Source organism: Streptomyces sp. NPDC040589 (genome assembly GCF_055594445.1).
Genome location: NZ_JBVIWP010000003.1, coordinates 658,424 through 677,997, shown reverse-complemented (window position 1 = coordinate 677,997; position 19,574 = coordinate 658,424). Strand labels below are relative to the sequence as shown.

23 protein-coding genes are annotated in these 19,574 nt (G+C 69.7%); 10 read left to right on the top strand and 13 right to left on the bottom strand.

The genetic code is table 11. The features are described from left to right. Positions 1–18: 18 nt before the first annotated feature. Both ACZ58V_RS15570 and ACZ58V_RS15565 read right to left on the bottom strand, forming a co-directional pair. Entirely contained in the window at positions 19–648 is a 630-nt protein-coding gene (locus tag ACZ58V_RS15570; RefSeq protein WP_468191607.1) for a LysE family translocator, read from the bottom strand. A 138-nt stretch (positions 649–786) separates the two neighbouring features. Continuing rightward, positions 787–2,169, bottom strand: a complete 1,383-nt coding sequence (locus tag ACZ58V_RS15565; RefSeq protein ID WP_468191610.1) for a glycine--tRNA ligase — start codon at positions 2,167–2,169, stop codon at positions 787–789. Positions 2,170–2,362: 193 nt separating this feature from the next. Here ACZ58V_RS15565 and ACZ58V_RS15560 point away from each other — a divergent pair, with 193 nt between their 5' ends. The 4 genes from ACZ58V_RS15560 to ACZ58V_RS15545 are packed head-to-tail and all read left to right on the top strand — an operon-like array spanning position 2,363 to position 5,487. Next, positions 2,363–3,319: a metal ABC transporter substrate-binding protein gene (locus ACZ58V_RS15560; protein ID WP_468191613.1), complete on the top strand. Its 957-nt coding sequence runs from the start codon at positions 2,363–2,365 to the stop codon at positions 3,317–3,319. Positions 3,320–3,339: 20 nt separating this feature from the next. After that, a complete protein-coding gene (locus ACZ58V_RS15555; protein WP_468191616.1) occupies positions 3,340–4,107 on the top strand; it encodes a metal ABC transporter ATP-binding protein in 768 nt (255 codons plus the stop codon). Further along, positions 4,107–5,009, top strand: coding sequence for a metal ABC transporter permease (locus ACZ58V_RS15550; protein ID WP_468191619.1), 903 nt, complete (start codon positions 4,107–4,109; stop codon positions 5,007–5,009). Before ACZ58V_RS15555 ends, ACZ58V_RS15550 begins: the two co-directional genes overlap by 1 nt. Before the next feature lie 58 nt (positions 5,010–5,067). Further along, positions 5,068–5,487, top strand: coding sequence for a Fur family transcriptional regulator (locus ACZ58V_RS15545; RefSeq protein WP_468191622.1), 420 nt, complete (start codon positions 5,068–5,070; stop codon positions 5,485–5,487). 518 nt (positions 5,488–6,005) lie between these two features. Here the strand turns inward: ACZ58V_RS15545 and ACZ58V_RS15540 are convergent. From ACZ58V_RS15540 to ACZ58V_RS15525, 4 genes are read right to left on the bottom strand one after another with little or no spacing between them, the layout of a single operon-like run. Further along, entirely contained in the window at positions 6,006–6,836 is an 831-nt protein-coding gene (locus ACZ58V_RS15540) for an isoprenyl transferase (RefSeq protein ID WP_469410674.1), read from the bottom strand. Between the two features lie 50 nt (positions 6,837–6,886). After that, positions 6,887–7,633, bottom strand: coding sequence for a DNA repair protein RecO (gene recO / locus ACZ58V_RS15535; RefSeq protein ID WP_189723392.1), 747 nt, complete (start codon positions 7,631–7,633; stop codon positions 6,887–6,889). A gap of 35 nt (positions 7,634–7,668) precedes the next feature. Next, complete coding sequence (locus tag ACZ58V_RS15530; protein ID WP_189723394.1) at positions 7,669–7,884, bottom strand: hypothetical protein; 216 nt, start codon at positions 7,882–7,884, stop codon at positions 7,669–7,671. Further along, positions 7,881–8,087 (bottom strand): hypothetical protein, encoded by a 207-nt coding sequence (locus ACZ58V_RS15525; protein WP_229845541.1) that lies wholly within the window; start codon positions 8,085–8,087, stop codon positions 7,881–7,883. The genes ACZ58V_RS15530 and ACZ58V_RS15525 overlap by 4 nt, the downstream gene beginning before the upstream one ends. 116 nt (positions 8,088–8,203) lie before the next feature. On the opposite strand from ACZ58V_RS15525, the gene ACZ58V_RS15520 reads away from it, so the two are divergent. The 4 genes from ACZ58V_RS15520 (at position 8,204) to ACZ58V_RS15505 (ending at position 10,241) form a co-directional block, all read left to right on the top strand. Beyond that, the gene (locus ACZ58V_RS15520) at positions 8,204–9,034 is read left to right on the top strand and encodes a helix-turn-helix domain-containing protein (RefSeq protein ID WP_471290367.1); all 831 of its coding nucleotides are present in this window, start codon (positions 8,204–8,206) and stop codon (positions 9,032–9,034) included. Further along, positions 9,016–9,210, top strand: coding sequence for a DUF397 domain-containing protein (locus ACZ58V_RS15515; RefSeq protein ID WP_471290366.1), 195 nt, complete (start codon positions 9,016–9,018; stop codon positions 9,208–9,210). Before ACZ58V_RS15520 ends, ACZ58V_RS15515 begins: the two co-directional genes overlap by 19 nt. Before the next feature lie 24 nt (positions 9,211–9,234). Next, entirely contained in the window at positions 9,235–9,666 is a 432-nt protein-coding gene (locus ACZ58V_RS15510; protein WP_471290690.1) for a GNAT family N-acetyltransferase, read from the top strand. Between the two features lie 92 nt (positions 9,667–9,758). Further along, on the top strand, positions 9,759–10,241 hold the full coding sequence (locus tag ACZ58V_RS15505; protein ID WP_471290365.1) for a cupin domain-containing protein: 483 nt from the start codon (positions 9,759–9,761) through the stop codon (positions 10,239–10,241). Here ACZ58V_RS15505 and ACZ58V_RS15500 read toward each other — a convergent pair. Together ACZ58V_RS15500 and ACZ58V_RS15495 are read right to left on the bottom strand one after the other, a co-directional pair. Further along, positions 10,231–11,175 (bottom strand): SCO2521 family protein, encoded by a 945-nt coding sequence (locus tag ACZ58V_RS15500; protein ID WP_471290363.1) that lies wholly within the window; start codon positions 11,173–11,175, stop codon positions 10,231–10,233. The two genes, ACZ58V_RS15505 and ACZ58V_RS15500, sit on opposite strands and share 11 nt — an antisense overlap. Continuing rightward, the gene (locus tag ACZ58V_RS15495; protein WP_471290361.1) at positions 11,176–12,162 is read right to left on the bottom strand and encodes an SCO2522 family protein; all 987 of its coding nucleotides are present in this window, start codon (positions 12,160–12,162) and stop codon (positions 11,176–11,178) included. 110 nt (positions 12,163–12,272) lie between these two features. On the opposite strand from ACZ58V_RS15495, the gene ACZ58V_RS15490 reads away from it, so the two are divergent. Then, positions 12,273–13,490, top strand: coding sequence for a GNAT family N-acetyltransferase (locus tag ACZ58V_RS15490; RefSeq protein WP_471290359.1), 1,218 nt, complete (start codon positions 12,273–12,275; stop codon positions 13,488–13,490). A gap of 21 nt (positions 13,491–13,511) precedes the next feature. On the opposite strand, the gene ACZ58V_RS15485 is transcribed toward ACZ58V_RS15490, so the two are convergent. The 3 genes from ACZ58V_RS15485 to ACZ58V_RS15475 all read right to left on the bottom strand — a co-directional run bounded on the left by ACZ58V_RS15485 (position 13,512) and on the right by ACZ58V_RS15475 (position 16,255). Next, positions 13,512–14,474, bottom strand: coding sequence for an FAD-dependent oxidoreductase (locus ACZ58V_RS15485; protein WP_471290357.1), 963 nt, complete (start codon positions 14,472–14,474; stop codon positions 13,512–13,514). A gap of 80 nt (positions 14,475–14,554) precedes the next feature. Continuing rightward, positions 14,555–15,472, bottom strand: coding sequence for an SCO2523 family variant P-loop protein (locus ACZ58V_RS15480; RefSeq protein ID WP_471290355.1), 918 nt, complete (start codon positions 15,470–15,472; stop codon positions 14,555–14,557). Positions 15,473–15,490: 18 nt separating this feature from the next. Further along, the gene (locus tag ACZ58V_RS15475) at positions 15,491–16,255 is read right to left on the bottom strand and encodes an SCO2525 family SAM-dependent methyltransferase (RefSeq protein WP_471290353.1); all 765 of its coding nucleotides are present in this window, start codon (positions 16,253–16,255) and stop codon (positions 15,491–15,493) included. A gap of 102 nt (positions 16,256–16,357) precedes the next feature. On the opposite strand from ACZ58V_RS15475, the gene ACZ58V_RS15470 reads away from it, so the two are divergent. Beyond that, complete coding sequence (locus tag ACZ58V_RS15470; protein WP_471290351.1) at positions 16,358–17,830, top strand: alpha/beta hydrolase; 1,473 nt, start codon at positions 16,358–16,360, stop codon at positions 17,828–17,830. Position 17,831: 1 nt separating this feature from the next. On the opposite strand, the gene ACZ58V_RS15465 is transcribed toward ACZ58V_RS15470, so the two are convergent. Together ACZ58V_RS15465 and ACZ58V_RS15460 are read right to left on the bottom strand one after the other, a co-directional pair. Then, the gene (locus tag ACZ58V_RS15465) at positions 17,832–18,269 is read right to left on the bottom strand and encodes a VOC family protein (RefSeq protein WP_471290349.1); all 438 of its coding nucleotides are present in this window, start codon (positions 18,267–18,269) and stop codon (positions 17,832–17,834) included. Positions 18,270–18,317: 48 nt separating this feature from the next. Next, a complete protein-coding gene (locus tag ACZ58V_RS15460) occupies positions 18,318–19,469 on the bottom strand; it encodes an abortive phage infection protein (protein ID WP_471290347.1) in 1,152 nt (383 codons plus the stop codon). Between the last annotated feature and the right edge of the window lie 105 nt (positions 19,470–19,574).

Sequence of the window (19,574 nt, the reverse complement as noted above, 5' to 3'; positions counted from 1 at the left end):
AGGTCCATGAATCACCGACTACCGAGCCGTGAACGCCAGCTTCGCCCCCAGCGCCACGAACGACCCCGCGAACCCCCGCCGCAGCCACGCCATCACCCGCGGCCGCCCGATGACATGACTGCGGACCGACGCGGCCAGCACCCCGTACCCGGCGAACACCACGAACGTCGCCAGCATGAACACCCCGCCCAGCCCCAGCATCCGCACCACCGCGTTCGGCTCCCCCGGGCTCACGAACTGCGGCAGGAACGCGAAGAAGAAGATCGTCAGCTTCGGGTTGAGGATGTTGATCAGCACACCCCGCACGATCACCCGCCGAGCCGACACCGGCAGCGGCTCCGAGTCCGACTCCGCCCGCTCCTCCACCACGAGCGCCTCCTTGTCCCGCACGGTCGCCCACGCCATGTAGAGCAGATAGGCGACCCCGGCGTACTTCAGCACCTCGAAGGCGGTCGCGCTGGCGTGCAGCAGGGCGGCGACACCGGTGACCGTGGCCAGCAGATGCGGCACGATCCCGAGCGTGCAGCCGACGGCCGCGACGACACTCGCGCGGCGGCCACGGGAGAGCGCGGCGGCGAGGGTGTAGACGACGCCCGTGCCGGGCGTGGCGACGACGACCAGGGTGGTCAGCAGGAACGCGATACTCATGCGCCGAGCCTGGCGCGCCGCCGCCCCGGCACACAGGTCCAATCGGCCGCCCCGCTGGAGGACCACTCCCCCATGAACGCGAGAGTGCCGGGCCCCTCCGAAGAGGAACCCGGCACCGACGTGTACGAGAAAGTGCGATCAGCAGCCGATCAGGCGGGCCGCCAGGTACCCCTCGATCTGGTCGAGGGACACCCGCTCCTGCTTCATCGAGTCACGCTCGCGGACGGTGACCGCGTTGTCCTCGAGCGTGTCGAAGTCGACGGTCACGCAGAACGGCGTACCGATCTCGTCCTGGCGACGGTAGCGACGGCCGATGGCGCCGGCGTCGTCGAAGTCGATGTTCCAGTTCTGGCGCAGCGCCTGGGCGAGGCCCTTGGCCTTCGGGGACAGCTCCGGGTTCCGGGACAGCGGGAGCACCGCGACCTTCACCGGCGCGAGGCGGTGGTCCAGGCGCAGCACGGTGCGCTTCTCCATCTTGCCCTTGGCGTTGGGCGCCTCGTCCTCGAGGTAGGCGTCGAGCAGGAAGGCCAGCATCGCCCGGCCGACACCGGCCGCGGGCTCGATGACGTACGGCGTCCAGCGCTCGCCGGCTTCCTGGTCGAAGTAGGTGAGGTCCTGGCCGGAGGCCTTGGAGTGGGCACCGAGGTCGTAGTCGGTGCGGTTGGCCACACCCTCCAGCTCGCCCCACTCACTGCCGCCGAACTGGAACCGGTACTCGATGTCGGCGGTGCGCTTGGAGTAGTGGGAGAGCTTCTCCTTCGGGTGCTCGTACCACCGCATGTTCTCTTCGCTCATGCCGAGACCGGTGTACCAGTTCCAGCGCTGCTCCATCCAGTACTCCTGCCACGTCTCGTCCTCGCCCGGCTTGACGAAGAACTCCATCTCCATCTGCTCGAACTCGCGAGTGCGGAAGATGAAGTTGCCGGGCGTGATCTCGTTGCGGAAGGACTTGCCCATCTGGGCGATGCCGAACGGCGGCTTGCGGCGCGAAGTGGTCTGCACCTGGGAGAAGTTGGTGAAGATGCCCTGCGCGGTCTCGGGCCGCAGGTAGGCGACGGAGCCGGAGTCCTGCGTCGGGCCGAGGTGGGTCGACAGCAGGCCCGAGAACTGCTTGGGCTCGGTGAAGGTGCCCTTGTTTCCGCAGTTGGGGCAGTTGAGGTCCGCGAGCCCGTTCTCCGGGGCGCGGCCCTTCTTCTCCTCGTAGGCCTCCTCCAGGTGGTCCGCGCGGAACCGCTTGTGGCAGGAGGTGCACTCGGTGAGGGGGTCGGTGAACGTGGCGACGTGACCGGAGGCGACCCAGACCTCGGGGGCCAGGATGACGGACGAGTCGATACCGACCACGTCCTCGCGCGACGTCACCATGTAGCGCCACCACTGGCGCTTGAGGTTCTCCTTGAGCTCGACACCCAGCGGGCCGTAGTCCCAGGCGGCGCGCTGACCGCCGTAGATCTCACTACAGGGGAATACGAAGCCACGGCGCTTGCTCAGGCTGACGATGGTGTCGATCTTGTCGGCGGCCACGGTGCTCTCTTCATTACGACGACGGGCGACGAAGCGAGTTGCTTCCAGCGAATGATTCAGGTTACCGGCGGGGACGCCCCCTCAATCAAATCGCTCCCCCCTCAGCGGCCGCCAGAGGGCTGCGGACCCTGTTTCGGCCCCTGTTCAGGACGTTTGTTGACAACGGTTTCCATATTTGTTGAAAATGACTGTCATGAACGTACGACGACGCCTCATACCCGCCGCCGCGGCCGCCTCTCTCGGCCTCGGCGCTCTGACCGCCTGCTCCAGCGACAGCGCGGCGACGGGCAACACGGAGAAGTTCGACGTCGTCGCGTCGTTCTACCCCATGGCGTTCCTCGCCGAGCGGATAGGCGGCGACCACGCGAACGTCACCAGTCTGACCGAGCCCGGCCAGGAGCCGCACGACCTGGAGATCAGCACCCAGCAGCGCGCCCAGCTCGAGGAGGCCGACGCGGCGCTCTTCCTCAAGGGGCTCCAGCCCGCCGTCGACGAGGCCGTCTCGCAGACCGGCATCGAGACGAAGATCGACGCGGCCTCGCTGACCCACCTCGAGGACCACGGCGGCGCCGGGCACAGCCACGAGGGCGAGGAAGGCCACTCCGAAGGCGCCTCCGAGGAGGAGCACGGCCGCGACCCCCACGTCTGGCTCGATCCCGTGAAGTACGCCGAGATCGCCCAGGGCGTCGGCAAGGCCTTCGAGAAGGCCGACCCGGACCACGCGGCCGACTACAAGAAGAACACCGAGGCCCTGGTCAAGAAGCTGAACGGTCTGAACAGCGACTTCGAGAACGGCCTGAAGGACTCGAAGTCCAAGGTCTTCTTCACCAACCACGCCGCCTTCGGCTACCTCGCCGAGCGCTACGGTCTCACCCAGGAGGCCATCTCCGGTGTCGACCCCGAGAGCGAGCCCAGCGCCGCCCGGGTCAAGGAACTCCAGCAGGAGGCCAAGGCCGACGGCGTCACCACCGTCTTCTACGAGACACTGGTCTCCGACCGGACCGCGAAGACCCTGGCCCGGGACGCGAACCTCAAGACGGACGTCCTAGACCCCCTTGAGGGCATCACCGACAAGTCCCGCGGCGACGACTACTTCCAGGTCATGGAAGCCAACCTCAAGGCCCTGCAGTCGGCCCTGGGAACCAAGTGATCGACCCAACGGAGGACGGCATGACCGAGCCCGTCGTATCCCTGCGCGGCGTCCGCGCGGACCTGGGCTCGCGCCCCGTCCTGCGCGGCATCGACCTCACCGTGCACCGCGGTGAGGTCGTCGCGCTGCTCGGCGCCAACGGCTCCGGCAAGTCCACGGCCGTGCGCAGCGTCATCGGCCAGGTGCAGACCGGCGCCGGCGAGATCGAGCTGTTCGGCACCCCCCGCGCGCGGTTCCGTGACTGGCACCGCGTGGGCTACGTCCCGCAGCGCACCACGGCCGCGGGCGGCGTGCCCGCCACGGTGACCGAGGTGGTCTCCTCCGGCCGCCTGTCCCGGGCCCGCTTCGGCGTGCTGCGCAAGGCCGACCGCGAGGCCGTACGACGCGCCCTGGACCTCGTCGGCATGGCGGACCGGGCCAAGGACTCCGTCGACGCCCTCTCGGGCGGCCAGCACCAGCGGGTCCTGATCGCCCGCGCGCTCGCCTCCGAGCCCGAGCTGCTGATCATGGACGAGCCGATGGCGGGCGTCGACCTGGCCAGCCAGGAGGTGCTCGCGCACACGCTGCGCGAGCAGGTCGCCCAGGGCACCACCGTGCTGCTCGTGCTGCACGAACTGGGCCCCCTGGAGCCCCTCATCGACCGGGCGGTCGTCCTGCGCGACGGCTGCGTCGTGCACGACGGACCGCCCCCGAAGGCGGTCGGGCAGCACGCCCTCCCCGGCCACGACCACGTACACCCGCACGCGCCGGCGGGCGCCGAACCGATCCGTACGGGACTGCTGAGCTGATGGACTTCCTCGACTACGCCTTCATGCAGCGGGCCCTGCTCGCCGCCGTCCTGGTCGGCATCACGGCCCCCGCGGTGGGGATCTACCTGGTCCAGCGCCGCCAGGCCCTGATGGGCGACGGCATCGGCCACGTGGCGATGACCGGCGTCGGCCTCGGCTTCCTGCTGACCTGGTCCCCGGTGTGGATGGCGACCCTCGTCTCCGTCCTCGGCGCGGTCCTCATGGAGCTGATCCGCTGGTACGGCAAGACCCGCGGCGACATCGCCCTCGCGATGCTGTTCTACGGCGGCATGGCCGGCGGTGTGATGTTCATCAACCTCGCGCCGACGGGCTCCAACGCCAACCTGACGTCGTACCTGTTCGGCTCCCTGTCGACGGTGTCCGAGTCGGACGTCACGGCGATCTGCGTACTGGCCGCCTTCGTCGTCCTGGTCACGCTCGGCCTGCGCCGGCAGCTGTTCGCGGTCAGCCAGGACGAGGAGTTCGCCCGGGTGACGGGCCTGCCGGTGCGCGCCCTGAACCTGCTGACGGCGATCACCGCGGCCGTCACGGTGACGGTGGCGATGCGCGTGGTCGGCCTGCTGCTGGTCAGCGCGCTGATGGTGGTGCCCGTCGCGGCGGCCCAGCAGATCAGCCGCAGCTTCGCCGCCACGTTCGCGATCGCCGTCGCCATCGGCGTGAGCGTGACGATCGGCGGCACGGTCACCTCGTACTACCAGGATGTCCCGCCCGGTGCGACGATCGTATTGCTGACCATCGGCGCGTTCATCGTGCTGACGGCACTCGCGGCTCCGCTGGCCCACCGCCGCGCCCGCGCCCGGGCTTCCGCGCAATCCGCCCATGACCCCGGCGAGTGCGCGATTCCGGGTACCCGGGAGGCGGCCGACGAAGTCGGCGTCTGACCGCCCCCACCCCGGGCTGGCACAATGACCCGGGCAAGGCAGACGTGAGGAGGCAACGGTGACGACCGCTGGACCGTCCGTGAAGGGCCGCGCCACCCGGCAGCGGGCCGCCGTGTCGGCGGCCCTGGAAGAGGTCGACGAGTTCCGCAGTGCGCAGGACCTGCACGACATGCTCAAGCACAAGGGCGACTCGGTCGGGCTCACCACGGTCTACCGCACGCTGCAGTCCCTCGCCGACGCCGGTGAGGTCGATGTCCTGCGCACCGCCGACGGCGAGTCCGTCTACCGCCGTTGCTCCACGGATGACCATCACCACCACCTTGTGTGCCGTGGGTGCGGCAAGGCCGTCGAGGTGGAGGGGCCGGCCGTGGAGAAGTGGGCGGAGGCCGTCGCCGCGGAGCATGGGTATGTGAACGTGGCTCACACGGTGGAGATTTTCGGTACCTGTGCGGAGTGTGCGGCTGCCGCTGGCGGTTGAGCGTCGGCTGCGGGTGCGTTGGGGCTTGTCGCGCAGTTCCCCGCGCCCCTGAGCCCCTGAGTGGGTGAAGCGGAGTTCGGCGCCCAGGTCGCTGGTGCCGGCGCGCTTGGCCTCGACCTGCTTGAAGAAGTCGTCGAGAAAGATCAGCGCCGCGCCCGCGCCCTGCACCACCCGGCACACGACGAGGACGCCCAGGGTGGGCGCGAGAGCACAGCCGACGATGACGAGACAGCCGATGGCGAGCATGTAGGCCGACACCGTCCACTGGGCTGCCGAGACCGTCGTGTCCAGCTCTGCGGAGATGCCGGGGATGGCCAGGTTGAGCGCGAAGAAGTCGAGCTGGATGCAGAACAGGGCGAGCGAGGCCGCGACGAAGGTCCCGGCCGTCCCACTCGTCTCGCGAGGTGCACTGACGGCCGTCGAACCCATGCCACCAGCACACCTCCGGTACGGCCCGGCTGCCACCGCAGGGGCTGCCGGGCCAAGGGAGGCCGGTGGGGCCAGGGGGCCGGGGGGGGCTACTCCTGCCTGCCCTCCATGGCCAGCAGCTCCTCGTTCGGGATGGCCCCGCCGAACCGCCGGTCGCGCGAGGCGAACTCCAGGCATGCCCGCCACAGGTCGCGCCGGTCGAAGTCCGGCCACAGCACGTCCTGGAAGACCATCTCGGCGTACGCGCTCTGCCAGATCAGATAGTTGGAGGTGCGCTGCTCACCGCTCGGGCGCAGGAACAGGTCCACGTCCGGCATGTCCGGGTAGTACATGTACTTCGAGAAGGTCTTCTCGTTGACCTTGGACGGGTCGAGCTTCCCGCTCTTCACGTCCTCGGCCAGCGCCTGCGCGGCGTCGGCGATCTCGGCCCGGCCGCCGTAGTTCATGCAGAAGTACAGCGTCAGCTTGTCGTTGTCCTTGGTCTGCTCCTGGGCGATCTGCAGCTCCTTGGCCACGGAACGCCACAGCTTCGGCATCCGGCCCACCCAGCGGACCCGGATGCCCAGCTCGTCGAGCTGGTCGCGGGTCTTGCGGATGAAGTCCCGGTTGAAGTTCATCAGGAAGCGCACCTCGTCCGGCGACCGCTTCCAGTTCTCGGTGGAGAAGGCGTACAGGGAGATCGCGCCCACGCCCATCTCGATGGCGCCCTGGAGCACGTCCAGCACCCGCTCGGCGCCGACCTTGTGACCCTCGGTACGCGGCAGGCCCCGGTCCTTGGCCCAGCGGCCGTTGCCGTCCATGACGATCGCCACATGCTTCGGTACGAGCTCTCCGAGCTTCGGCGGCCGTGCGCCGGACGGGTGCGGCTCCGGCGTCCTGTACTCCCGGCGCTGGCGCCCCAGGATCCCGCGTACGGCCATGTGTCTCTCGCTCCTCGTGCTCGCTTGCAATGCGTCTGTACGGGCGGGGCCTACTTCTCCACGTACCGCAGGGAACGCAGCCCGCGCTCCATGTGCCAGTGCAGATACGCGGACACCAGCCCGCTGCCCTCGCGGACGTACCGCGCCTCGCACGCGTCCGCGGTGTCCCAGTCTCCCGTAAGCAGCGCGGCGAGGAGTTCGAGGGCCTGAGGCGAGGGTACGACGCTGCCGGGCACCCGGCAGTCCACGCAGACGGAACCGCCCGAGGCGACCGAGAAGAACCGGTTGGGCCCGGGCATCCCGCACTTCGCGCAGTCCGTGAAGCTCGGGGCGTAGCCGTTGACGGCGAGGGAGCGCAGCAGGAAGGCGTCGAGCACGAGATGCGGGGCGTGCTCTCCCCGGGCGAGGGTCCGCAGCCCGCCGACGAGCAGCAGATACTGCTGCACGGCCGGCTCCCCCTCGTGATCGGTGAACCGCTCGGCGGTCTCCAGCATGACGGTCCCGGCGGTGTACCGCGCGTAGTCGCTGACGATCCCGCCGCCGTACGGCGCGATGGTCTCACTCTGCGTACACAGCGGCAGCCCGCGCCCGATCAGCTCGCTCCCCTTCGCGAAGAACTGCACGTCGACGTGGGAGAAGGGTTCGAGGCGCGCACCGAACTTCGACTTCGTCCGGCGCACGCCCCGCGCCACGGCCCGTACACGTCCGTGACCGCGCGTGAGCAGCGTGATGATCCGGTCCGCCTCACCCAGCTTCTGGGTGCGCAGCACGATGCCGTCGTCGCGGAACAGACTCATGGCGTCATTCTCGCAGGGTCACCGGGTCGCCCGGGTCAAGGGACCTCACCCCTGCTGCGGGCGTTGGCGTACGCCGTCGCCGCGCTCAGCCGCTCGGCCGGGGTGGCGTGCCGGACGGCGCCGGGGTCCACGTCCCATTCCTTCCCGCCCCCGTACGGCCGCAGCTGCACGTAGGGCCCCTCATGCCCCATGACGATGCCGATGCGGCCGCTGCGGGTGTCCACGACATACGCGCCGACCGGGGGCTTCATCGCAGCACCGCCGCGAGCCGCCGGGCGGTCTCCACGGAACACCGGCCCAATTCCACGAGCGGACAGGGTGCTTCCCGCGCAAGACTCACCGGGTCCAGGCCCAGTGACGGCAGGGTAATTCCCGCCTTGGCGAGTTCTGCCCGCAATTCTTTCACCGCGTCCTCCGCTTCTTCGACGCAGTGCGCCGAGTGTCGTGCCTCCACCGTGCTCCCCTTCCTTTTGCAGTTTCACTCTTCGCATCCCTACGGTGACGCTCCGCGCCTACACTCGGGAGGGGTCTGTGCCCTACAACTGCGGGGCAGCACAAAGGGGTTCGGTAATGGCCAACGGTTCTCGGCAGGCGGCGTGGGAGTTCTTCGGCACGGAGCTCAAGCGGCGGAGGGAGGACGCGGGGATCACCCAGGTGGAGCTGGGGTCGCGGGTTTTCGTCTCCGGCGGATACATCGGCCAGTTCGAACAGGCCATTCGCAAGCCGCAGTTGGACGTGGCGCAGCGGATCGACGGGGTGCTGCAAACCGACGGTATTTTCGAGCGGTTGTGCAGGAAGCTGATTGACGATAAGCGGTATGCGGATTATTTCGCGGAGGTTCTGGAGCTGGAGCGGCAGGCGACGGCGATCTGCGAGTTCGAGCCGACCGTCGTGCCGGGTCTTCTTCAGACGCCTGCGTACGTGAGGGCACTCACTCTGGCGACGCATCCATTCGCCGCGGACGAGTTCATCGAGGACAGAGTCGCCGCCCGCGTGGAACGCGCCCAGATCCTCGACGACGCTACAAGGCCTGTGTATTGGGTGATCGTGCACGAAACCGTGCTCCGGATCCCGGTCGGCGGTCCTCACGTCGCGGCGCAGGCCCTGGACCACATGGCCGACCTCGCGGGCGCACGCAAGGTGGTGCTGCAGGTGCTCCCGTTCTCGGCAGGTGCCCCCGCCAACAACGGCTCGCTACGGCTCATGCAGTTCGAGGAAGCGCCGCCCGTCGCCTATACAGAGACGTCGTTTTCGGGAACGTTGATCGACGACCCGGCCATGGTGAAGCGTGCACAGCGCGCCTACGATCTGCTCAGGGGTGCCGCGCTGTCGCCGGAGGCGTCCCTCGCCCTGGTCCGATCGGCGGCTGAGGATTTCAGACGATGCACTCCTACGACCTGAGCAACGCCCGCTGGCGAAAGAGCAGCTACAGCAACGGCGATGGCGGCAACTGCCTCGAGGTCGCCGACGGAATCCCCGGCACCGTTCCCGTCCGGGACAGCAAGCTGGCCGACAGCCCCGTCGTCCTGGTCGGGGTCACCGCCTGGGGCGCGTTCATACGTCACCACCGCCGCTGACATACTCCGGCCGTGCACTGGACCATGCGCCCCGCCGAACCGGCGGATGTCGAGCCGATCGCGGAGCTGCGGGCGGTCGTGATGCGCCCGGACCTGGAGCGGTTGGGCCGCTACGACGAGCACCGGGTCAGGCAGCGGCTGCGCGACGGCTTCGCCCCGCAGCACACGTCCGTCATCGAGGCCGACGGCACCTTCGCGGGCAGCGTCACGCTGCGCCCGTCCGAGGACGGCACCTGGCTGGAGCACTTCTACCTCGATCCCGGCCTCCAGGGCCGGGGCCTGGGTTCGGCGGTACTCCGAACCCTGTTGACCCGAACCGACGCCGACGGCGAACCCGTACGCCTGAACGTCCTCCAGGGCAGCCCGGCCCGACGCCTCTACGAACGCCACGGCTTCACCGTCGAGACCCAGGACCCGATCGACGTCTTCATGGTGCGACCGCCCGACAAGCCCTAGACCCCCAGGCCCACTCCCCCTCCACCCAACGCCCGATGACCAAGAAGGCGGGGCGTGGGAAGGTCCCCGTACCACCTGACGAAGGGGACCCCATGTCGTATCCGGAACCGCGCTACCTCGGTGAGAACGGCGAGATCAACGCCGTCTTCAGGTCTGCCGACACCCCGCCCGACATCGTCTCCCCGGGCGGGACCACCACCCACTACCTCGCGAGCCACGCCTCCACCGGAGGAGAGTTCGGGCTGTACAAGGTGGACATGGGACCCAAGGCACCCGGCGCGAAGACGCACTTTCACCGGAGCATCTCCGAGTCCTTCTACGTCCTGTCCGGCGAGATCGAGCTCTACGACGGCGAGCGTTGGGTCACCGGGCGGCAGGGCGACTTCCTGTACGTGCCGGTCGGCGGGCTGCACGCGTTCAAGAACGACAGCGACGACCCCGTGTCCATGCTGATGCTGTTCTCACCGGGCGCTCCTCGCGAGGAGTACTTCGAGCGGGTCGCCGAGTTCGCGCAGCGCGGCGGCGAGGAACTCCGGGACTTCCAGCTCCGGCACGACAGTTACTTCATTCAGTGATCGCGGCCTGGACGGCCAGTTGATCGCGGACGTACTGGACGAGGTTCTGCCACTGGCGGGTGAATCCCGGTGTCTGCTCCAGCACGTCCCACAGGTGCCCCAGCGAGGGGGCCACGCGGGCGCGCGGCATCCACAGATGCAGGAGGTGCTCGACGACCGGACGCAGGGCCGGGACGGGCGAGGAGGCGGCAACGCGCCGGCTGCGATCCAGCAGATGTGTCACGGTCGTGAGCAGCCAGTCGTGCAGCGCGAGGTCCTCGCACAGGCCCGCCGCCGTGGCGGCGGGGATGTCCTCCGGCAGTCGCAGCTCCACGGTCCGCAGCCCTTCCTCGGCCAGGGTGAAGCGTTCCAGTGACGCCCCCTCCCCCACGGGGACGTACCTCGCGACCCAACGCAGTTGCGTGGAGCGGGACTTGAACGGCACCCTCTGATCGAGCAGGGGGCCCCGGCGGAGTTGGGCGAGCAGCCCTTCGGCGATCATCCCCAGGTTCAGCTCGTCACGTTCCGGGCCGTGCAGAATGCCCTTCGCCGTCGCTTCCTCGGGCAGCTTTCCGAAGGGTTCGAGCACACCCGGCCGTACGAGGTACTGGCCCCAGGGCCGGCGTGTTTCCGGGCCGGAGGCCGGTGCGCTGAAGTAGGCGGAGGCCTGCAGGACACGGCCCTCGGTGAGCGCGGCGCGGGCGGCCACCGTCCCCACGGCACGGACCTTGGCACCGTTGGAGGTCGGCAGCCCGCAGTCCACGCCGGTGAGGACCTCCGGTGAACGGACGTACAGGTTCGGCCGCTCGGAGACACGGACGTGCTCGTCGGCACGCAGCCGCAGCATCCGGGCAGCGGCCAAGCCGTCCAGTGCCCGGAGGGCCGGCAGCAGACAGGTGCGCACCTCACCGCAGGCGAGGACCGACCGCACCGGCTGTCCGAGGGATGCCGCCACTCAAGTCGCCTCGGAGGTGCGGGAGGCCGTGGGCTCCTCGTAGAAGACGTACGTCGTCCGCTGCGCGATCGCCGCCGGCACCGGCACCCCTTCCCCCGCGGACCGCTCGGCGACCTGCTGCAGTGCCCCGGCGTCGATGTCCGTCTGGTCGAGGATGATCCGTACGGCGTCCTCGACGGGCAGGAAGCGGTTGGGCAGCAGCGTGCAGGTGCGGTAGGCGCTGAACGGGGCCGCGGAGTCGTTGAGCCGGAGCAGCGGCGGCAGGTGGTCCCAGTCGTCCGGGAAGCCGCCGCCGGTCCAGGGGCGCGGGGTGAGGACGGGCTCGCCGAGGTGCCGTAGGAGGCCGAGCCGGGCCAGTTGCCAGACGGCGGCCAGGAACGGGCAGGACCACATGCGCCGCCCGTCCTGCTCCGACCAGAGTTCGACGTCCATGAAGACCGAGTGGGTGCGGGCGGCCGTCTCCTGGGGCGGCTGCCAGCCGGGGGCCCCGGACAGCGCGCTGCGGGCCGTGCTAGGCGTGCGCTGCCCGTTGGCGAGCCAGCCGGTCTGGCCGACGGGTGGGCGCGCGCCGTAGCTGCCGGGCGGCGGCGACTCGACGAGGCGGTGCAGGACGGACTCGGCAGGCTCGGTCCTGCCGTCGACCGCGCAGCCGGACTCACGAGCCAGATAGTCGATGACCAGGCCCGCCCTCTCCGCCTCTTCGAGGACGACGGGGAGGAGTTCCGCCGGGGTGGAGAAGCGCGTGAAGTAGTCGTCGACGAGGAAGCAGGTGCTGACGCGACTGCGCCCGCCACCCACGCGACGGGCCGCAGCGGCACGGGCGGCATCCGCCCAGACCCGCACCTCGCCGAAGTGCTCCCGCAACCGCCCGGGCCCGGCCTCGAAGTCCTCCATGTAGAGATGGCCCACTTCCAGGGAGAGATGGGCGAGCGGTACGGCCTGGGTGCGGGGCTCGGCGGTGGACTCCCGGAACACGGACCCCGTCATGGCCGCCCCCCTTTCGCGCCGTCCTCAAAAAGTACAACTCGGCGCCAGACTTCGCCAGTTGTGCTGCACTATGACGAGACACGACTACGAACCGAATGAAATGGACGGATATGACTGCATGGTCCACCCGTCCGGCCCGCCCCGCCGATCTGGACCGACTCCGCTTACTTCTGGCCGAATCGTGCGAAGCGGAGGTCATTCCGTCGTCACCTCTCCTCATCGCGGCCGTGGAACGCGAGCTGGTCCGGGTGGTCGAATCCGAAGGCGAGTTGGTGGGGTGCATCGCCGCGGAGATGCCGTCGCCGGGGCATGCGCGGCTGTCGCTGATCGCGGTGCGGGACCGTTCGCGACGGCAGGGCATGGCCACGCGGCTTCTGGGCGAGATGGTGCGGGATCTGCCTAGGAAGTCGAGCGAGCCGCCGCTGATCTCCGCCGTGGCGGGGACGGAGGAACTGACGGTGACACGCCTCCTGCTGGCGTGCGGCTTCATCGGCACTCGTGTCATGCGCGCAGGGGACGGGGACTGCGCCGACCGCGTCTACTACCAGTACAAGTCGCGTGTCGAGTACATCGATCCGGACGCTCGGCATCTCGTCCATGTCACCGCGCGGGAGCAGCTCGCGGAGTCGCTGGGGCCGTCCGACCACGCGGTGACGGCGCTGGTGAGCCTGGGCGGTGAACCCGCCTTCGAGATCGCCCGGTTCGAGAAGGACGACCCCGCGACCCTCCAGTCCGGGGAGGCCGCGGCCGGAATAGCGTTCTCCGGCTCCATCCTGGCCGCCATCACGTTTCTCCTGGGCTTCGCCTTCTCGTCCACCCGGTTCCCCGACGACGTCCGTCTGCTTCTCATCGGGGCGACGTTCAGCACGGTGCTTTCCCTGATCGTCTACGCCAGCGCCTCCGGCGAGCTCGCCCGGATCCGCTCGAACGCGTTCGGCAAGATAATGAAGTGGGGAAACGTGCTGTCCGAGTACGGCGGCGTGTTCCCCTTCCTCATCTCACTGCCCGTCACCTATGCGCAGGTCAGCGGCAATCCCTGGACGACCATGGTGCTGGCCGTCGTGATCAGCGCGGCCATGGCCTGGTACGAGCGGTCGGAATTCTCCATCGCCCACCGATTCCGAAGGAGCAGGACCGAAATCAGCCTGATGGTCCTTACGGCGGCCTCTCCGACGGTCGGTGCGGCGCTGGTGGAGGCGGATGCCGTCAGCTGGCCCTGGACCATCGCCCTGACCGCCACACTCATGGCCCGCACCTGGCTGTATCTCTTTCGCAGAGGCGCGGAGGCCGACATCGCGGAGCGCAGGCAGTGGCAGATCAGGGGGTAGGTGGGCAGGTCCCGGCGCGGATCAGGGATGCGGCCCCAGCGCTGTGCGGATCCGGTCCGCGGACTCGCGGGCGCACCCCCAGGACAGGGTCAGTCCGGCTCCGCCATGACCGTAGTTGTGCAGAAGCAGCGTGCCCTGATGCCACTCGTCCGTCAGCCGGACCCGGCTGCGGGCCGGCCGCAGTCCCACCCGGTGTTCGACGACCCGGGTTCCGGCGAGCGACGGCTCGACGGCGGCGCAGCGCCGGATGATCGCCTCGGCCTCGGCCGGGTCGGGGACGAGGTCCCAGTTGCCCCGGTCCGAGGTTCCGCCTAGGACGACGACGTCGGAGTGCGGGTAGATGTAGGTGAGTTCCTCGGCGCCAGGGGTGTCGTCGGTGAAGAACGCCCGGATACCGGGGTTCTCCACGACGACGAGCTGGCCGCGCACCGCCTCGACGGCAGCGTCGGCCGCGAGGTCCCGGGCCCCGGTCCCGGTGCAGTTCACCACCACGGGCGCTGCGCCCATCGCGTCGTCGAGGGTGTCGTAGTGGTGCTCGCGGACGTGCCCACCGGCCTTGGCGAGCCGATCGACGAGGTACTGGAGGTAGCGGGGCATGTCCACGAGAGGGGCGCGGTACCGCCAGCCGGACGCGAAGCCGTCCCGCAGGTCGTCCGGTGGGCACTTCCGCGCCTCAACCAGGCCGCCCCAGGTCGGCAGTTCACAGGGAACCCTGGATTCCTGAGTCCCTTCCAGCAGCCGGATCCCCGTGCCGGCATCCGTGCTCAGCTCGGTCAGCTCCGAGAGGGTCACCCGGCTCCACCGCTCCACCAGGTCGCGGGGCTCGGCCAGATAGGGATCCCACATGGCGCCCGCGGCCGCCGAGGTCGTCGCGGACGGGGGCCGGTCGGTGTCCACCCGGACGTCCATGCCGGACTCCGCCAGGCACACCGCCGTGGTGAGCCCTGAGACTCCGGCTCCGATCACCACCGCACTGGCCGACACGAGCTCGCCTCCCTAGTCCGCAGCTCTCCGCCGAGACTAACCGACCCGCCTCGCGGTGCCCTGGCGGCACGGGGACCGGTTCACGCCAGTTCCCAGTGCCTGTCGTCGGTGAGCCGAGCGGCCAGGTCGCTCAGGGCCTGCCGGGTCGTCATGTCCGCGATCTGGCTGTCCAGCACGTCCTCGTCGGTGATGAGCTGCTCACGCCACTGCAGAACGGGCTCGAAGGGGACGGAGCCGAGGACCTGGCTGTGCCCCATGCCGTGTTCGGAGGCGAGCTGCTCGAGGTCGCCGTCGCGCATCCGCATCCACACCGACTGCGCGGGGCGCGCCTGCGACCACAGCGGCGAGTCGGGATCGGGTACGGCTGACCGTACGAAGCGGATGGCGCCGCGCAGGGCGTCCGCGTCGTGGCCTCGGGCGACGCCGCCGGCGACGAGGCCGCGTCGGCCGAAGACCAGGTGCGCGGCGCCGGCCACATGCTGGCGGGTCCAGCGGTGGAAGACCAGCCAGCGGGCCGGGACGGCCTTCATCTCGGGCTGTGCGGTGGCTGCCAGGGCCAGGTCGACGGCGTAGCTGCGGCCGGCCCGGAGGTCGACGACGATCAGGTCGAACTCGTGGTGCACCTTCAGCAGCAGGTCGACGCACCGCCGCAGGTCGTTCTCGGTCGTGGCGAAGTCTCCGCCGCCGAGATCACCGGGCATCAGCACGAGCCGTCCGGAGCGGGACGGCCGGTGGCGCAGCACCTGGTGCTCGGTCTCTGCCCAGACGTCGATGCGGGCGGGGTCGACGACCTCGCCCTTCAGGTAGGCGTGCAGGCCTTGGTCCTCGGCGGCCCGGCGGGCCTTGGGCACATCGAAGACGACCGACGCGGTGGGCGACCCGAAGTCGAAGTCCAGATAACAGACCTCGTCACCGGCCAAAGCCCGGCGATAGGCGAGATTGGCACTGGTGACGGAACGGCCCGCGCCTCCCTTGTCGGAAGCGGCGAAGATCAGCACATGCCTCCTTCCGGGAATCTACCGACGCCGTCCACGGGCAAGGATCATTCCCGAATAGCCGTCGCGCACTTCGGCGTGTGAATCGGGTCGCACGACCGTGACGTCGGTCGCGAAGGCGTCGAGACTCGCCTTCACCTCGGGTTCCCCCACGTCACAGGCGGGAAAGAAATACTCGCCCACACGGAGGCCCTTGGAATGTTCCATGAAGGCGGCGGCGAAGGGGGCACCGGGAGTCAGGGCCCGCAGGAAGCGCTCGACGCCGAGTCGGAACTCCTGATGTGAGCTCGTCATCGACTCCGCGACGAAGAACATGGTCCCCAGGGACCACCGCCCCTCGTGCCGCGCCAGGTCGAAGAGGTTGCCCTCCTTCACCTCTACGGCCAAGCCGAACCTCTCGCGCGGGTCCATCCCCAGCGAACGGTACGCCTCGTGCTCGCGCAGGACGTCCCAGAACTGGTCCCAGTTCCGGCCGTAGGACGCGACCTGACTCTTCAGGTAGCTCACGTTCGCGGGCGAGTACTCGAGGAGAGTGATCTCGTCGCACCAGGGCAGCATGGCGAGCGCGGGATAGAGGTTCGCGCCGGCACCCACGTCGATACCGGAAACCGGCCCGGTCGTGTCCGTCGTCCGGAAATGATCAGCGAAATAATCCCGGACGATGCACAGAATCTCCGCGTCCACTTCCTGCATGTCGCGGTAGTTGTGATCAACGTAGGCGATCGGGTCGAATTTCGCCCAGGCCACATCTGAATTCCGGGCGTTCCACGACGATCTCGACGTCATTCACTCACGGTATCCCGAAGGGCGGACCGGGGGTAATCCCCCTGAGATATCGGGCAGTTGTCCGGATGGGGAAGGGGGTCAGAGTCCGCCACGCTGCTCCACATGAAACAGATCACGAAGAACGCCGCGCTGATCGCCGCCGCCGGTGTCGTTCTCGGTCTGGCCGGGCCTGGCAGCGGTGCGTCCGCCGCCGGCCCCGAGTCCCTCAAGTGGACCAAGTGCGAAGGCACCGGCCTAGACCCCCGTCAGCAGTGCGCCACCATCGACGTGCCCATGGACTACTCCGACCCCGACGGGCGGCAGATCCAGATCGCCGTATCCCGTCTCCCCAGTGAGAAACCCTCCGCTCGCCGGGGTGCGCTGTTACTTATCCCTGGCGGGCCCGGTGGGGTGAGCCTCGAGGATCCGTCCGGCAAGGGGCAGAAGCTGCCGCAGGAGGTGCGGGACGTCTATGACCTGATCGGGTTCGCGCCTCGCGGGATGGCGCCGTCCAGTACCGCCTCATGCGGGCTCGAGAGCAAGGACCTCGCCCTCGCCAAGCTGCCCTGGCCCGCCCCGGACGGTTCCGTCGCCGAGACCATGACCACCGCCCGGCGTATCGCCGGCGCCTGTGCCCGTAACGGCGGTGAGCTGATACGGCACCTCAGCACCGCCAACGACGCCCGCGACCTCGACCGCGTCCGGGCCGCGCTGGGCGAGAGCCGGGTCTCCGCGTGGGGCGACTCGTACGGCACGTACGTCGGCTCCGTCTACAGCCAGTTGTTCCCGCACCGCACCGACCGCATCGTGCTGGACAGCAACAACAACCCCGACCACACCCGCGTCGGACGCGCCTGGCTCGCCGCGTTCGAGGCCGGCGTGGAGGACAACTTCCCGGAGTTCGCCAAGTGGGCGTCCCGCCCCGGGAAGTACCGGCTGGCCCGTCAGGCGGCCGACGTACGGCTCCTCTTCCTGCGCCTCGCCGAACGGCTCGACCGCGAGCCCCTCCCCTGGCCCGGTGCCGACCCGGCCGAGCTGAACGGCAACGTCCTGCGCCAGACCATGCTGACCAGCCTGTACGACCCCGACGACTACCCCGTGCTGGCGAGGATGATCCTCGCCGCCCGCAGGGGCACCGTGCCACCCGTGCCCGAGGCCCCGGACGAGTCGATGATGCAGAACGCCGCGGCGGTCGGCGCCGGCATCCTCTGCAACAACGTCTCCTGGCCCAGGTCCGCCGCCCACTACCAGAAGAGCGTCGACGAGAGCCGCGCCAAGTTCCCGCTGACGGCGGGCATGCCGCGCGGCCCGATGCTGTGCGCGGCCTGGCCGTACGAGCCGCGGGGGCCCGCGGTCCGGATCACCGACCGCGGGCCGTCGAACATCCTGCTCGTCCAGAACGAGCGGGACGTCGCCAGTCCGCTGAGCGGGGCCCGCGAGCTCCGGCGCGCCTTCGGCGACCGGGCCGTCATGGTGACGGTGAACTCCACGGGCCACGGCGCCTACCTCGCCAACGGCAACGCCTGCGGCGACCGGACCGTCTCCCGCTTCCTGGCGACGGGCGAGCGCCCGGACCGGGACACCTACTGCGCCTAGGTCAGCGCTGGGCGAGAGGCGCCGGGGCCTCCTGGACGGCCCAGCCGTTTCCGTCGGGGTCCTGGAAGAAGAGGAAGGAGTTCCAGCTCTCCTCGCCCCGGCCCTCCGCCCAGCCGGACGCGCCCACGTGCAGGACCGGCGATACCTCCACCCCGCGTCCCACCAGCTCCGCCCTGGCCTTCTCGATGTCCGTGACACAGAGCTGGAGGCCCTGCAGCGACCCCGGGGCCATACGAGGCTGCCCCGGCGGGTCCGGCATGCCGGACTCCAGCACGATGGAGCAGCGGGAGCCGGGTGCGGTGAGCTGGACGAAGCGGCCCACGCCCTCGAAGAACGAGGCGTCGATCTCGGCGCGGAAACCGCACCGGTCCACGTAGAAGGCCTTGGCCCGGTCCAGGTCGGTGACCGGTACGGCGACCACCTCAAGGGTCCATTCCATGGGCGCACCTCCTCAGCCATGGTCCCTCCGTGGCCCGGGCCGCGCCCGTCAGCCGTGTCGGTCGTGCCGGCCGTACCGGCGGGCCACCGCGTGGAACGCCTCCTTCGGCTCCCAGTGCCAGCCGGAGGCGGGGTCGTCCGGACCGTCCTTGATCGCCTTGGTGATGGCGTACGTCGCGATGTCGAGGTCGAGCCGGGGCTCGTCCGGGCGGTGTGGGGCGTCCGCGCTGATGAACTCGAAGGTCATCGCCGCGTACAGGCCCATCGACGCGAAGACGTCCAGCAGCTCGCCCACGTACTCGGCCTGAACGCGCTCGCTGCGGACCAGGTCCCCCTTGATCTCCGGCGGCTCCTTGTCGTAGTCGACGATGTCCCAGCCCATGCCGCCCGCCTCGGGAGCACCGACGTACGCGCACGTGCCGAACTCGGTGATGGCGAGCGGCTTGCCCCACCGCAGGTACCGCTTCAGCTCCCGGACGTGGTCGGACCGCTTCTCGAAGTACGAGTAGTAGTCGATGCCGACGATGTCGAAGAGGCTCCAGTCCGGGTCGTCGATGCTCTGGGCGGCGGCGTAGCTGAGGTTGCCCTTGAAGACGGAGCGGCCGACCTTGGCGGCCTTCGCCGTGAACTCGGCGAGGCGGCGCAGCGTACGCGGCCAGTCGACCGTGCCGTTCTGGAGGTGCCTGATGCGCTCCAGGGCCGTCTCGCCCGGCAGGATGCCGGGGACGAACAGCCAGAACTCGCAGCCGACACTGAGGTCGACACTCGCGCCCTGGCGCCGCAGCCGCTCCGCGAACCGGCCGGTCTCGGCGAGGTGTTCCAGGATGTCCCGCTGCGGTGCGTCCCCGAGGGTCGGCTGCAGCCAGACGTGCAGCCCGCGTTCGGCGGCCTCGGCGGCGGTGGCGGTGAGCCGTTCGACGCCGTCCCCTGTGACGTCGATGGTGTCGGCGTGCAGCTCGTCACGGATGGCCCGCACATCCGCCCGCATCCGGCGCGCACTCCACGCGGTGCCCTGTGTCTCCCCCGCCCCGACGGTGTAGACGACGCCTTGCCGGCGCAGCCCCCGGCCGTGCCCGGCTTCCGTGGCCCGGGCCTGTCCGGCCGGGCCCACCGCTCCGGCGACCCCCACCGCCGCCGCCCCGGCCAGGAACCCCGCCCGGCTGATCTCCTTCGTCTGCTTGATCCCCTTGGTCTCTTCCATGCCGTTCACTGTGCCGAGGCGGGTGCCGGGTCCGCTGTCGGCCGTCGGTCTACGGCGACGCGACCAAGGTATGAGCCGCCGTGCCGAAGGAGAGACCGACAGGCC